Annotated in this window: 12 protein-coding genes; 9 read left to right on the top strand and 3 right to left on the bottom strand. The window is 70.3% G+C overall.

What is annotated here, in order from left to right; translation table 11 throughout:
- Nucleotides 1-434 precede the first annotated feature (434 nt).
- Nucleotides 435-1,382 (bottom strand): LysR substrate-binding domain-containing protein, encoded by a 948-nt coding sequence (locus J3S89_RS09680; protein ID WP_230488967.1) that lies wholly within the window; start codon nucleotides 1,380-1,382, stop codon nucleotides 435-437.
- Between the two features lie 134 nt (nucleotides 1,383-1,516).
- On the opposite strand from J3S89_RS09680, the gene gabT reads away from it, so the two are divergent.
- From gabT to J3S89_RS09660, 4 genes are all read left to right on the top strand, one after another.
- Nucleotides 1,517-2,803 (top strand): 4-aminobutyrate--2-oxoglutarate transaminase, encoded by a 1,287-nt coding sequence (gabT, locus tag J3S89_RS09675; RefSeq protein WP_217927298.1) that lies wholly within the window; start codon nucleotides 1,517-1,519, stop codon nucleotides 2,801-2,803.
- A gap of 12 nt (nucleotides 2,804-2,815) precedes the next feature.
- Nucleotides 2,816-4,288, top strand: a complete 1,473-nt coding sequence (locus tag J3S89_RS09670; protein WP_420801301.1) for an NAD-dependent succinate-semialdehyde dehydrogenase — start codon at nucleotides 2,816-2,818, stop codon at nucleotides 4,286-4,288.
- A 313-nt stretch (nucleotides 4,289-4,601) separates the two neighbouring features.
- Entirely contained in the window at nucleotides 4,602-5,030 is a 429-nt protein-coding gene (locus J3S89_RS09665) for a hypothetical protein (RefSeq protein ID WP_230488968.1), read from the top strand.
- Nucleotides 5,031-5,263: 233 nt separating this feature from the next.
- Nucleotides 5,264-5,506, top strand: a complete 243-nt coding sequence (locus J3S89_RS09660) for a hypothetical protein (protein WP_217927295.1) — start codon at nucleotides 5,264-5,266, stop codon at nucleotides 5,504-5,506.
- Nucleotides 5,507-5,546: 40 nt separating this feature from the next.
- Here J3S89_RS09660 and J3S89_RS09655 read toward each other — a convergent pair whose 3' ends face one another.
- Together J3S89_RS09655 and J3S89_RS09650 are read right to left on the bottom strand one after the other, a co-directional pair.
- Complete coding sequence (locus J3S89_RS09655) at nucleotides 5,547-5,957, bottom strand: DUF2147 domain-containing protein (RefSeq protein ID WP_217927294.1); 411 nt, start codon at nucleotides 5,955-5,957, stop codon at nucleotides 5,547-5,549.
- A 169-nt stretch (nucleotides 5,958-6,126) separates the two neighbouring features.
- Nucleotides 6,127-7,821 carry a methyl-accepting chemotaxis protein gene (locus J3S89_RS09650; protein WP_217927293.1) on the bottom strand — a complete coding sequence of 565 codons (1,695 nt, stop codon included), beginning with the start codon at nucleotides 7,819-7,821 and terminating at the stop codon, nucleotides 6,127-6,129.
- Between the two features lie 317 nt (nucleotides 7,822-8,138).
- Between J3S89_RS09650 and J3S89_RS09645 the strand changes: the two genes are divergently transcribed.
- The 5 genes from J3S89_RS09645 to sseA all read left to right on the top strand — a co-directional run bounded on the left by J3S89_RS09645 (nucleotide 8,139) and on the right by sseA (nucleotide 14,206).
- Nucleotides 8,139-9,587: a cryptochrome/photolyase family protein gene (locus J3S89_RS09645; RefSeq protein WP_217927292.1), complete on the top strand. Its 1,449-nt coding sequence runs from the start codon at nucleotides 8,139-8,141 to the stop codon at nucleotides 9,585-9,587.
- Between the two features lie 188 nt (nucleotides 9,588-9,775).
- The gene (locus J3S89_RS09640) at nucleotides 9,776-11,359 is read left to right on the top strand and encodes an MFS transporter (RefSeq protein WP_217927291.1); all 1,584 of its coding nucleotides are present in this window, start codon (nucleotides 9,776-9,778) and stop codon (nucleotides 11,357-11,359) included.
- A 145-nt stretch (nucleotides 11,360-11,504) separates the two neighbouring features.
- Entirely contained in the window at nucleotides 11,505-12,569 is a 1,065-nt protein-coding gene (locus J3S89_RS09635; RefSeq protein WP_217927290.1) for a cysteine synthase A, read from the top strand.
- Between the two features lie 36 nt (nucleotides 12,570-12,605).
- Nucleotides 12,606-13,355: an alanyl-tRNA editing protein gene (locus J3S89_RS09630; RefSeq protein WP_217927289.1), complete on the top strand. Its 750-nt coding sequence runs from the start codon at nucleotides 12,606-12,608 to the stop codon at nucleotides 13,353-13,355.
- Nucleotides 13,355-14,206, top strand: coding sequence for a 3-mercaptopyruvate sulfurtransferase (gene sseA / locus J3S89_RS09625; protein ID WP_217927288.1), 852 nt, complete (start codon nucleotides 13,355-13,357; stop codon nucleotides 14,204-14,206). Before J3S89_RS09630 ends, sseA begins: the two co-directional genes overlap by 1 nt.
- Nucleotides 14,207-14,320: the final 114 nt, after the last annotated feature.

The following is a 14,320-nucleotide window of genomic DNA, read 5'->3' as shown; positions in this document are numbered from 1 at the left end:
TTCCGGTTCGTCGGAATTTCCCGTGGTTACGGCCTGACCGGCCGACGCCCGTTCGGGCTCGGTATGAGGCGAGAGGGCTCGCGCGGTCCGCGGGCGGGGTGGCGCGGAGGCGGGCGCGGCGGTTCACCCCGCAGGCGCCTCGGACGACCGTCTCGGCGGAGGCCGGGGCGACGACGAGAAGCGCCGGCACGAGCGCGAGGGCGTGGAGGGCGCGGATCGACGGCATGGGGATCTCTCCTCGGGGTGACGCCTCGGGAGGCGGCCGGACGTTTCGTCATCATGCATTCGAGGCGCGAGGCGTCGAACGCGCCCTTCCCTTCTCTCCTGGCGGGAGACGGTGCCCGAAGGGCGGATGAGGGGGTGCGCGGCGTCGCGGCTCGGTTCCGGACCTCACGGTCGCACGACGGCGACCGGAGGCGCTTCGCGGCCTCCTTTCAGGTGGCGGCGACGGCGCGGGCGAGCCAGGCGCCCAGGCGCGCCAGGAGCGGATCGCCGGCGCGATCCTCGGCGACGACGAACCAATAATCGCCGAGATGGACCTCCTCCGCCGGCAGTTCGACGAGACGCCCGGCCTCGAGGTCGTCGGCGGCCTGGAGCCGGGTGGCGAGCGCCACGCCCTGCCCCGCCACCGCCGCGTCGACCGCCGAGGAGGCGTACCAGAGGCGCGGCCCGTCGAGGCCCGGGCGGGCGACGCCGACGGCGGCGAACCAGCGCCGCCACTGCTCGCGGCTCTCCTCGTGCAGGAGGCCGAGGCGGGGGATGTCGGCGAGGTCGACCGGCGGCCCGAGTTTCGCCAGGAGCGAGGGCGCGGCGACGGGGAAGAGCCGGGTGGGCTCGAGCCGCTCCGCCCTGCCCTTCGCCGGACGTGTCTCGCCGAAGACGATCACCGCGTCGGCGTCGTTGCGGGCGAAATCGGCCGGCTCGGTGGTGGCGCGCAGGACGATCTCGACGTCGGGCAGCGCCGCCTGCAGGTCGGCGAGACGGGGCGTCAGCCAGCGCGAGGCGAGACCGGGGACGCACCACAGCCTGAGCAGGCGCCGGCCCCGGGTCGGGCCGAGATCGGCGACGGTGGCGGCGATGCGGTCGAAGGCGTCGGTCAGCGTCGCGGCGAGGCGGGCGCCGTCCTCGGTCGGGGAGACGCCGCGCGGGCCGGTCTCGAGCAGGCGCTGGCCGAACCACTCCTCGAGCCGGCGGACCTGGCGCGACAAGACGGCGTGGCCGACCCGGAGCTCGAGCGCGGCCCGACGCATCGAGCCGGCCCTGACGACCGCCTCGAAGGCCCTGAGCGCCGCGAGCGGCGGCAGGGCGTCGCGACCGCCGCGCTCGTCGGCCTCGCCCGCCTCCCGTTTCGATGCGCCCTTCGCCTTCGTCGGTCTCGCCACGGCGGTCTTTCTCCTCGCCTCTCGTGGTGACTGGATATCACCACTGCGGTGAAAAGAAAGCCACTCGTGCGGCGTGAAAAAGCGGTGCAGCATCAGGCTTCTTCGTCATCGTCTTCGAGACAGGGCACCGTTCCATGACCAGCAATGCCGATCTCCTCGCCCGCCGTTCAGCCGCCGTGCCGCGCGGCGTCGCCACCGCGACCCCGGTCTTCGCCGACCGCGCCGAGAACGCCGAGATCTGGGACGTCGAGGGCAAGCGCTACGTCGACTTCGCCGGCGGCATCGCGGTGCTCAACACCGGCCATCGTCACCCCAAGGTGATGGCGGCGGTCGAGGCGCAGCTGAAGCGGTTCACCCACACCGCCTTCCAGGTCAACGCCTACGAGAGCTACGTGGAGCTCGCCGAGAAGATCAACGCGCGCGCGCCCTTCTCCGGCCCGGCCAAGACGATCTTCTTCACGACCGGCGGCGAGGCGCTCGAGAACGCGGTGAAGATCGCCCGCGCGCATACCGGACGCACCGGCGTCATCACCTTCACCGGCGCCTTCCACGGCCGCACCATGCTGACCATGGCGATGACCGGCAAGGTGGCGCCCTACAAGAAGAAGTTCGGTCCGATGCCGGCCGAGGTGTGGCACCTGCCCTTCCCCAACCCGCTGCACGGCGTCAGCGTCGAGCAGTCGCTGCAGGCGCTCCAGTTCCTCTTCCGCGCCGACGTCGAGCCGGAGCGGGTGGCGGCGATCGTGGTCGAGCCGGTCCAGGGCGAAGGCGGCTTCTACGAGACGCCGAAGGAGCTGTTCCAGGCGCTGCGCGCGATCTGCGACGAACACGGCATCGTGCTGGTCGCCGACGAGGTGCAGACCGGGTTCGGACGCACCGGCAAGCTCTTCGCGATGGAACACACCGGCGTCGAGCCGGATCTCGTGACCATGGCGAAGTCGCTCGGCGGCGGTTTCCCGATCTCGGGCGTGCTCGGCCGCGCCCACATCATGGACGCGCCGGAGGCCGGCGGCCTCGGCGGCACCTACGGCGGCAGCCCGATCGCCTGCGCGGCCGCGCTCGCCGTCCTCGACGTGATCGAGGAGGAGAAGCTCCTCGCGCGCGCCGACACGATCGGCGCCGCGATCAAGGGGCGGCTCGAGAGCTTCACGACCCGCAACGACATGGTTCCGATCACGGCGATCCGTGGCAACGGGGCGATGATCGGCTTCGACATCGTCAAGTCGCACGGCGCCTACGAGCCCGACGCGGAGGCCACCAAGCGGGTGACGACGGCGGCGCTCGAGGCCGGGCTGGTGCTGCTCTCCTGCGGCGTCTACGGCAACGTGATCCGCATTCTCGTGCCGCTGACCGTATCGGACGCGGTTCTCGAAGACGGCCTGAAGGCGCTGGAGGCCGCGCTCGTCGCGGCGCGGGGGTGAACGATGACCATCATGACGATCGAAAAGACGCTCGCCGCGAGCCTTCGTGACCCGAGCCTGCTCGAGGGCCGCAACTACATCGACGGCGCCTTCCTCGGCGAGGGTGTCGACGCGGTCGAGGATCCCGCCACCGGCGCGCTCCTCGCCAAGGTGCCGCGTTTCGGCGCGGCGGAGGCGACGCGGGCGGTCGAGGCCGCCGCCGCCGCCTTCCCGGCGTGGTCGACGATGCTCGCCAAGGCGCGCTCGAAGATCCTGCGCAAGTGGTTCGACCTCATCACCGAGAACCGCGACGATCTCGCGCGGATCCTCACCGCCGAACAGGGCAAGCCGCTCGGCGAGGCCCTCGGCGAGGTCGACTACGGCGCCTCCTACGTCGAGTTCTACGCCGAGGAGGCCAAGCGCGTCCGTGGCGAGACGCTGCCGAGCCATCGGCTCGACGCCCGTGTCCTGGTGCTGCGCCAGCCGATCGGCGTGGTGGCGGCGATCACGCCGTGGAACTTCCCCTCGGCGATGATCACCCGCAAGGTCGCCCCGGCGCTCGCCGCCGGCTGCACCGTGGTGATCAAGCCGGCGCCGGAGACGCCGTTGTCGGCGACGGCGCTTGCGGTGCTCGCCGAACGGGCCGGGATCCCCAAGGGCGTCTTCAACGTGATCACCGGCGATGCTCCGGCGATCGGCGGCGTTCTCACCTCGCATCCGGCGGTGCGCGTCGTCGGCTTCACCGGGTCGACCGAGGTCGGCAAGCTCCTGATGCGCCAGTCGGCCGGGACGGTGAAGAAGGTCGCGCTCGAACTCGGCGGCAACGCGCCCTTCCTCGTCTTCGACGACGCCGACGTCGACGCGGCGGTGGACGGGGCGATGATCGCCAAGTTCCGCAACGCCGGGCAGACCTGCGTCTGCGCCAACCGGATCTACGCCCAGGCCGGCGTCTACGACGCCTTCGTCGCCAAGCTGTCGCAGGCGGTCGCCGCGCTCCGGGTCGGCGTCGGCACCGAGCCGGGCGTCGTCCAGGGGCCGCTCATCAACGAGGAGGCGGTCGCCAAGGTCGAACGCCATCTCGCCGACGCCACGGCCAAGGGCGCCTCGGTGACCACCGGCGGCAAGCGCCACGCGCTCGGGCGGACGTTCTTCGAGCCGACGGTCGTCTCCGGTGTCACCGCCGACATGGCGGTGGCGCGCGAGGAGACTTTCGGCCCGCTCGCGCCGGTCTTCCGCTTCGAGACCGAAGATCAGGCGATCGCCGCCGCCAACGCCACCGAGTTCGGTCTGGCGGCCTACGTCTACACGCGCGACGTCGGCCGGGTGTTCCGGGTCGGCGAAGCGCTCGAATACGGCATGGTCGGCATCAACTCCGGCATTCTCTCCTCGGAACTGGCGCCCTTCGGCGGCATCAAGGAGAGCGGCAACACGCGCGAGGGTTCGCACCACGGCATCGAGGAGTTCCTCGAGAAGAAATACATGCTGGTGGCCGGTCTCGCGAGCTGACGCGATTCGGCCCCTTCCCCGTCGCCTCTCGACCTCTCTCCGGCCGCCTTCGGGCGGCCGGATTCGTGTCTCCCCTGCTCTGGGGCATGTCGATCGGGCGAATACGACGAACGTCCTCTTACCTTCGTCTCGGGCCGACGGGAATCCGCGGGGGCGGTCTGGAAAATTCGAACGAATTCGTGAAGACTGCGACCCGTCACGACCTCTCGCGCGCCGATGCGAGAGGGGCCCCGCGACCTCGCGGGAAGTGTCGTCGGCGGGAAGTGTCTAGGGGGAGGCCGTTATGGTCCGTCGGTCCTTTGGAATTGGTTCCGTGTTCTTCGCGGCCGCCGTGCTTCTCGGCGTCGCCTCCGCCAACGCTCAGGCCGACGTGATGAAGGCGTGCGGCGCCGAGTGGCAGCAGCTCAAGACCGACAAGAAGGTCAAGCCGGGGCAGGACTGGAAGAGCTTCCTCGCCGAGTGCCGCAAGGCCAAGAAGGCCGAGGCCGACGACGAGGCGACCCCGCCGGAGCCGGCGAAGCCGGCCGCGACGACCGCCGCCAAGCCGGCGACGCCCGCGACCCCCGCCGCCACCGCCGGCGAGAAGCCGCTGACCCCGGGCCAGCAGGCCGCGCGCGAGCGCATCAAGAAGTGCGGCGCCGAATGGACCGCCGCCAAGGAAGCCGGCAAGATCAAGGCCGGGCAGAAGTGGCCGCAGTATTGGAGCGACTGCAACAAGCGCCTCAAGGCCGCCGGCCAATGAGCGACGGGTGACGCCGCCGCGCGTCGCGTTCGATCGCAACGGCGGCTCTTCGTCCTCACCGAAAGCGCGGCGGCCTCCCGGCGACGGGAGGCCGTCTTTCCTCGCGGAGAGTCGATCGGCCGCATGGCGGTTCCGCCCCCCGGCACGGTAACCTCTTGCCGCGCGCGCGAGTCGCCGGCTCGACGAGGGCGGTTTCTCGCGCGTGTGGCGAACGAACGAGAAAGACCGATCGGATGGCTACGGACTACTATATCGAGGTGGCGGGCAAACGGACGCTCGCCAAGGCTCCCGAATACATGCCCCGCGTCGGCGAGAGCATCCTGCTGACCAACTACGGACGGGTGCGCGCGTCGCGCTACGTCGTGGCGCGGATCGAATGGGCGATCGCGCAGGAGGAGAGCCCCGCCTACTTCAATCGCCCCAAACACGCGGTGCTCTATCTCGAGCCCCAAGAGGGACCGGCGACGGAGGAGTGAGCCACCGCCGCGCGATCTCGCGCCGCCGGCGTGGGGCCGGTCAGCGCGCGCGAGACCAGGTGTCGCTCTTGCAGATCAATCCGCCGAGCACGCAGCCCTGGAGCTTCAACTGGTCGGGCGCGGTGAGCGTGATGTAGCCGGTGTAGGTCTTGCCGTCCTCGGCGTTGTAGACTTCGCCCTTCCACTTGTCCTCACCCGACGGCTTCATGCCGAGCAGAATGCGACGGCCGGTGATCGGCTCGTCGCGCTTGGCGGCGTCGGGATTGTAGATGTCCTTGCGCGGCGACTTCTCCCAGACGACCGTGCCGCACAGGGCCGCGCCGCACTTGTCGATGCGAATCTTCGAGGTGCCGCTCGAGCGCATCCAGACGCCGGTCGCCTCACCGGCGGACGCGCTGCCCGCCGCCAGAAGAAGCACACCCATCGCCGCGGCCCAAACCTTGTACGTCATCGTTTCGTCCCTCCCTGGGGTTGTCGTTGACGTAATCGTATGGGCTTTTCCCTAAAAGTAAATATCCTCACTCGTCTCGAATGGGCGCGGGACGCGGTCGGCCGGGGCGCGGAGACGAAGAAGGCGCCGGTCGCCCGACGCCTTCCGGACCTCGCCATATGCGTGGAGGTCACATCTTGTAGGCGGTGCGGAAGCCGCCCCAGTGGCGGCCGGAGATCATCAGGGGGATGTCGACCTCCTTCATGGCGACGATGTTGCCGGCGCCGAGGTCGCGCATGTAGCTCTGGACCAGGAAGGGACGCGTGTTGCGCGCCGCCAGAAGGCCGGTTCGATCGTCGTAGATGCGGCGATTGCGGCTGTTGGCGGTGTTCCAGGCGAGTTCGCCCCGGCGCTGCGGCTGCGAATAGATCTTGTTGTGGACCGGCAGCCAGCCGTTGATGTCGACGACGGCGCAGAAGGACATGCGGGTGTCCTCGATCAGGATCTCCTCCTGGACCGGCGGCAGGATGCGTTCGAGGGCGGTGAGCGCGCGGGTCTCGAACTGGATCGGGGCGCTGCCCTCGATCGGGCGGTAGTCGGTGTCGAAGAGCGCGCTCGTCGAGAGTTCGCCGGAGGTGACGGCCTTTTCGATCACGCCGACGATGCGTTCGGCGGCGCGCTGGGCGCGTTGGATCATCGGCCGGTAGTCGGCGTCGAGCTCGGCGATCTTGGCGCGGATCTTGGCTTCCGCCGCCTGATCGCCCTCGGCGAAGCGGACGTGGAGACCATGGGCGCTGTGGCCGACCACGGTCGCGGCGACGCGGCAGAGACCGACGATGTCCAGCTCGATGCGGGCGCCGTCGGGGATGCCGGCCTCGCGATCGGGCGCCACCAGGGCGCCGCCGAGCGAGAGATCGATGGTGTGGACGGGAATCTGAGTGGAGCCGATCCGCAGGTCGCCGCGCAGGCCCACCGGCCAGCGGTCGTGGCGGCGGCGGTCGGCTTCCGGGGTCTGGCGCAGAACGGTGACCAACTGGCGGGTCATGTCGGCGACGGAGCCGTTCATGGTCCGCGTCGCGGCTTCGACCTCGCGGCCGAGGTCGGCGGCGCGGTCCATGCCACGGCTCATGGCGTTGGCCCGCTCGGCCACCTCTTCGGCGAAGCGGGCGGTGTCGCCGGCGGTCCTGCCGATCTCGGCGGTCGTTCCAATCTGCATCTGGACCGATTGGGTCACCTCGCCGAAGACGGGACCGATCTCGCCGACCAGCCCGACGATGCGGTCGACGGCGGCGATGTTGGCTTCGGCCGTGGAGCGCAGGCGGCCGATGGTGGCGCCGATCTCGGTGGTCGCCTTCTGCGTCTCCACCGAGAGCGCCTTGACCTCGTTGGCGACGACGGCGAAGCCGCGCCCGGCGGCGCCGGCGCGGGCGGCCTCGATGGTGGCGTTGAGCGCGAGGAGATTGGTCTGGCCGGCGACGTCGGCGATCAGGGAGACGACCGCCTGGATCTGTTCGATGGCCATCTTCAGCTCGGCGACCGAATCGGAGGCGACCTTGGCGACGCCGACGGCGTCGTCGACCAGACGCTGAGAGGTCTCGGCGCGGCGGCCGATCTCCTCGGCGGTCTGGTGCAACTCGTGGAAGCCCTCGGCGAGGGCCTCGATGTTGCGCTTGGCGGTGCCGGTCTGTTCGGCGAGATGTTCGGTGTCGCGGCGCAGATCGTCGATGATGGCGACCGCCTCGGCGGCGCGGTCGCGGGTCTGGCTGCCGGTCACGGCCATCCGCTTCTCGGCGCGCTTCAGATCGGCCTCGAGGAGTTCGACGACTTCGCGGGTGGAAACATGCGGGGTCTCCGCCGCCTTCTCTTCCACGATCGGCTCACCCACGACCTCGGGTTCGGTCTCGGGTTGACGTCGGGCCGACCGGCGGGCGGATCTGGATCCGAAATGGAACATGCGACTCCCCACGACGTGCTTGGTTTTTCATTGATTTCAGTGTTGTCTCAATCTCCGTTACCGGGCGATTAATGGCAGGTATTCCTCTTCGAACTTCGTCGCGAATTACAGGGTGGGATTCGACGGAAGTCCCATTCGGTCTTCGCCCGTCGTCGTGTCCGCGCCGACGTTGTGCGGTGGACCGGGCGGAGACACGCGATATTTCATGGACGTTGTTCGCCGACTCGATCCGCCCTGAGAGGTTTCGCATGTCCACTGCTCCCGTTCTCGTCTGGCTGCGCGACGACCTCAGGCTCGCCGACAATCCCGCCCTCGACGCGGCGGCGCGGTCGGGGCGCCCGATCGTCCTCCTCCATGTCCTCGACGAGGTCTCGCCGGGCCTGCGCCCGCTCGGAGCGGCGGCGCGCTGGTGGCTGCACCACTCCCTCGCCGCGCTCGCCGAGAACATCGCGGCGCGCGGGGGCCGGCTGGTGCTGCGGCGCGGACCGGCGGAGATCGTCGTGCCGGCGGTCATGGCGGAGAGCGGCGCCGACACGATCTTCTGGAACCGGCGCGTCGGCGGGCCGGAACGGGCGATCGACGCGGCGCTCAAGACCGAGATCCGGGCGCGGGGCGAGACGGTGACGAGCTTTCACGCGAACCTGCTCCACGAACCGCATCGTCTCCTCACCAAGAGCGGCGGCCCGTTCCGCGTCTTCACGCCGTTCTGGCGGGCGTTTCTCGCCGGGCCGGCGCCGCGCGCGCCCCTCCCCGCCCCCGCGCGTCTGCCGGCGCCGACGGTGGTGATCGACGGCGACGATCTCGCCGACTGGCGGCTCAGGCCGACGGCGCCCGACTGGTCGGGCGGGCTCGCGCGGAGCTGGACGCCGGGCGAGATCGGCGCCGGAGAGCGCCTCGCGGCGTTTCTGGGACGAGGAATATATTCCTATGATCGGGATCGCGATCGTCCCGACCTCGAGGTCACCTCGCGTCTCTCGGCGCATCTGCGCTTCGGCGAGATCTCGCCCTTTCAGGTCTGGGCGGCGGTCGCGGAAGCCGGCGCGCGCGAGGGCGGGCCGGAGACGGCGGCGCTCGACAAGTTTCGCGCGGAACTCGGATGGCGCGAGTTCTCACATCACCTGCTTTTTCATCTCCCCGAGCTTCATCGGCGCAACGTTCAGCCCCGGTTCGATGCCTTTCCCTGGCGGGCGGATCCCGCCTTCGTCGCGGCGTGGCGGGCGGGACGGACCGGCTATCCGCTGGTCGACGCCGGCATGCGCGAACTCTGGGAGACCGGCACCATGCACAATCGCGTGCGGATGGTCGCCGCCTCCTTCCTGGTCAAGCATGGGCTGATCGATTGGCGCGAGGGCGAGGCGTGGTTCTGGGACACGCTGGTCGACGCCTGTCCCGCCAACAATCCGGCCTCCTGGCAGTGGGTGGCGGGGTCGGGGGCCGATGCCGCGCCCTATTTCCGGATCTTCAATCCGGTGACCCAGGCCGAGACCTTCGATCCCGAGGGGAGCTACGTGCGGCGCTTCGTGCCGGAGCTCGCCCGCCTCTCGGGTCCGGCGATCCATCGGCCGTGGGCGGCCCCGCCGGCGGTCCTCGCCGCGGCCGGGGTGCGGCTCGGCGAGACCTGGCCGCGGCCGATCGTCGACCACGCGGCCGCGCGGGAACGCGCCCTCGCCGCCTTCGCCGCGACCGCCTCGGGGTGAGCCGGGCGGCGGGCCTCGTGCGTTCGCGAGCGCCGAGAAGGGCGCGGATCGATTGACATCGGCGGTCCCCATGGGGCAAGTCTGACGGCAGTAAGAACCGTCCGGCGCAATGACGTGCCCGAGCCGCGGCTCGGGGGCGTCGTCCCCGCGCGTCGGCGATCGGAAAGCGAGCGAGAGCCCCCCTGACCATGTCCGAAACCCCTGCGCGCACGACGGCCGAAGCCGGTCCGTCGGAACTTGGACCGAGTCGTCTCCTCGCCTTCGCCCTTCCCGCCCTCCCGGTCGCCGCGTTTCAGCTGCCCTTCGTCATTCTGGTTCCGAAGTTCTACGCCGAGAACATCGGCCTCTCCTTCATCGCGGTCGGCGCGATCATCACGGTCGTCCGTCTGATCGACGCCTTCCTCGATCCGTTCATCGGCTATTACGCCGACCACACCAGCCCGCGCTGGGGCCGCCGCCGGACCTGGTTCGCCCTCGCCGCGATCCCCACCACGGTCGGCGCGCTCTTCGTCTTCAACCCGTTCCCGGCGGTCTCGACCGACGCGACGTGGTTCTGGGCGGGGTGGTTCTTCGTCTGGTCGATGATGCTGTCGGTCGGCTACACCGCGCTGTCGCTGTCGCATCTCTCTTGGGGCGCCGAGGTCTCGACCAGCTATTTCGGCCGCAACCGCATCTTCGCGGCGCGCGAGGTGCTGGCGGTGATCGGCACGCTGGTGGCGACCGGCCTGCCCTTCGTGCTGTCGATGCTCGGCTATCACGGCGACACGCCGGTGCTGATCGCGCTGTCGGTCCTGGTGGCGGTCAGTCTGCCGATCTTCGTCGTGCTGACCGTGGTCATGGTGCCGGAGCCCAAGCACGTCGCGCGGACCCATCTCAACTTCCTCCAGGGCCTCAAGGGGCTTTTGAAGAACGAGCATTTCGTCCGCCTGCTCGGCGCCTACGCCCTCGCCAACATGGGCAACGGCGTTCCGGCCACGCTGCTCCTCTATTTCGTGCGCGACTACGTCCACGGCAACGAGGAGACGCAGCGGCTCTTCCTGCTGCTCTATTTCCTCTTCGGGGTGATCTCGACACCGCTGTGGCTGTGGCTCTCGAAGCGCACGTCCAAGCATCGGGCCTGGAGCTGGGCGATGCTGGTCGCCTGCACCGGCTTCATGTGGTCGCCCTTCGTCGGCCACGAATGGCTCGGCGACTATTCGGTCTATGCCTTCGGCGTGATCATGATGCTCGCCGGCATGTCGGTCGGCGCCGATCTCATGCTGCCGGTGTCGATGCAGGCCGACGTGATCGACGTCGACACCGCCCGCACCGGCGAGCAGCACACCGGCTTCTATTTCGCCTCCTGGGCGCTCGCCAACAAGATCGCGCTGTCGATCGCGCTCGGCATCGGCTTCGTGCTGCTCGGCGCCGTCGGCTACGACAAGGGCGGACACGGGGTCGACGGCCTGTCGAAGGCCGAGATCCACGTGGTGACCCACGCGCCCGCCGAGGGCGCGACCGTGACGCCTCCGGGCATCGATCGGCCGCACGCGACCGCCGGCAAGCGCAAGGGGCACGGGCCGAACCCGGACAAGCCGGTCCCTCAGACCCCGCGCGCCACTTGGACGCTGGTGTTCCTCTATTGCGTGGTGCCGATCCTCCTGAAGCTCGCCGCCGTGCGGCTGGTCTGGAACTTCCCGATCGGACCGAGCGAACAGGCGCGGCTGCGCGCCGAGATCGAGGCACGCCAGCGCGAGGCGGAGACCGACGCCGCGCGGGCGAAGGGCGCCTGAGGCGCCCCCGGTGGAACGGCTTTCTCGCCGAAGCGAATATTAGAAAATCGGTTGCCTTCGCGCCGTCGCGGCGAACCGTCATGATCCCTGCCTCGAGGGGCGCGGCGGCGCGCCCGAGCGATCACGCGAGGGAGTACGAGACGGGATGACGGCTGCGACCTGGAACCGATCCGGAGTGGTCCGCGACGTGATCGGAGCGATCGGCGACACGCCGTTGATCCGGCTGAACCGCGCGTCGGCGGCGACCGGCTGCGAGATCCTCGGCAAGGCCGAGTTCATGAACCCCGGACAGTCGGTCAAGGACCGGGCGGCGCTGTGGATCGTCCGCGACGCGGTGGCGCGCGGCGCGCTCCGACCGGGTGGCACGATCGTCGAGGGCACCGCCGGCAACACCGGCATCGGGCTGGCGCTCGTCGCCTCGGCGCTCGGCTACCGGACGGTCATCGTCATTCCCGAGACCCAGTCGCAGGAGAAGAAGGACGCGCTGCGGCTCGCAGGCGCCCATCTCGTCGAGGTGCCGGCCGCGCCCTACAAGAATCCGAACAACTACGTCCGTCTCTCCGGCCGCCTCGCCGAGGAGCTGGCGAGGACCGAGCCGAACGGCGCGGTCTGGGCCAATCAGTTCGACAATGTCGCCAATCGGCAGGCCCATATCGACGGCACCGCCAGGGAGATCTGGGCGCAGACCGGCGGCCGCGTCGACGGGTTCGTCGCCGCGGTCGGCTCGGGCGGCACGCTCGCCGGGGTCGGGATCGGCCTCAAGGCGGAGAACCCGGCCGTCACCATCGCCCTCGCCGACCCGCACGGGGCCGCGCTCTACGACTACTACACCAGCGGGGTTCTGAAGGCGGAGGGCTCGTCGATCACCGAGGGCATCGGCCAGGGCCGTATCACCGCGAACCTCGAGGGGGCGCCGATCGATCGCGCCTATCGGATCTCCGACGCGGAGGCGCTCGGGCAGCTCTTCGACCTCGCCGAGCACGAGGGGCTGGTGCTGGGGGGATCCTCGGGCGTCAACGTCGCCGGGGCGATCCGTCTGGCGCGGGATCTCGGGCCCGGACACACGATCGTGACGGTGCTCTGCGACCATGGGGCGCGCTATCAATCGAAGCTGTGGAACCCGGTCTTTCTCGCCGAGAAGGGCCTGCCGGTGCCGGCATGGCTCACCCGCGCGACCGAAATCGCGGTTCCCTTCGCCCCCGTGTCGTGATCGGATGGACGCTTCGAAACCGACAATCGAGGCGTCATGTTTCCCGCGACCGAACTCGTCTTCCGCGACGACCCCTACGCCCGCACCCTGACCGCGACGGTGGTCGGGCACGGCGAGAAGGGCGGCATCGTGCTCGACCGCACGCTCTTCTATCCGACCGGCGGCGGGCAGCCGGGCGATCGCGGCACGATGATCTGGGCCGACGGCACCGAGACCGGCATCGCCACGACCGTCTGGGAGGACGGCGGCAAGACGGTGATCGCCCATGTGGCGAGCGAGGAGATGCCGATCCCCGAGCCCGGTACGACCGTGACGCTCCATCTCGACTGGGATCGCCGCCACAAGCTGATGCGGATGCACACGGCGCTCCATCTCCTTTCGGTGGTGCTGCCCTTCGCCGTCACCGGCGGCTCGGTCGGCGAGGACGAGGGCCGGCTCGACTTCGACATTCCCGAGGCCGATCTCGACCGCGACGCGCTCAACGCGCGCCTCGCCGAGCTGGTCGCGGCCGACGCGCCGGTCTCCTTCGAGTGGATCACCGACGCCGAACTCGACGCGCAGCCGGAGCTCGTGAAGACCATGTCGGTGGCGCCGCCGCGCGGCTCGGGCCGGGTGCGGCTGGTGCGGATCGGCGGGGCCGGCGCCTCGATCGATCTCCAGCCCTGCGGCGGCACCCATGTGCGCTCGACCGGGGAGATCGGCCGCTTCGAGATCGCCAAGGTCGAGAAGAAGGGCAAGATCAACCGCCGCGTCCGTGTCCGATTCGTCGAGGAGGCTCAGGCCTGATGTCCGACCGTTCGAAATTCTTCGTCTCCACCGAAGCCCTCGCCGCGCGTCTCGGCGAGCCCGACCTCAAGATCGTCGACGCCTCGTGGTTCCTGCCGACGATGGGACGCGACGCGGCCGCGGAATATGCCGAACGGCGGATCCCCGGGGCGGTGCGCTTCGACGTCGACGCGGTCGCCGACACGGCCTCGCCGCTGCCGCACATGCTGCCGACGGCCGAGGTCTTCGCGGCGACGATCGGCGCCATGGGCATCCGCGAGAGCGACGCCATCGTCGTCTACGACGGCGCCGGCCTCCTCTCGGCGCCGCGCGTCTGGTGGACCTTCCGCCTCTTCGGCGCGGGCGACGTGAAGATCCTCGACGGCGGCATGCCCAAGTGGCTCGCCGAGGGGCGTCCGGTCGAGACCGGGGCGCCGGTCGCGCCGGTGCCGGCGCGGTTCCACGCCAAGCTCGATGCGGCGCGCGTCGTGGGCCTGCACGACGTGGTCGGGGTGCTCGCGGAGGGGACGGCGACGGTGGTCGATGCCCGCCCGGCCGACCGCTTCCTCGGCGTCGGCCCGGAGCCGCGCCCCGGCGTTCCCTCCGGCCACATGCCGGGCGCCAAGAACGTGCCGGCCGTGAACATCATCGAGAACGGCACGCTGACCGACGACGACGGGCTGATGGAGGCCTTCGAGGACGTCGATCTCGACCGGCCGATCGTCACCTCCTGCGGCTCGGGCGTCACCGCCGCGATCCTGTGGCTGGGGCTCGAGGTTCTCGGCACCCCGCGCGAGCGCCTCGCTCTCTACGACGGATCGTGGAGCGAATGGGCGACGACGCCGGGGGCGGCGATCGAAACGGTGGCGTGAAGGGTCGTTGGGGGCCGAGGGCGTCCCGGGCGTTCGAAAGGCTTCACCCTGAGGTGCCCGGCGCAGCCGGGCCTCGAAGGGCGAAGCCACGACGGGCGGTGCCAGGCGGTCCGA

It is taken from the genome of Pinisolibacter aquiterrae, assembly GCF_019160155.1.
Classification (GTDB): Bacteria; Pseudomonadota; Alphaproteobacteria; order Rhizobiales; family Ancalomicrobiaceae; genus Pinisolibacter; species Pinisolibacter aquiterrae.
Note: the sequence above shows the minus strand (reverse complement) of the source record. Positions and strands in the feature narration are given on the sequence as shown.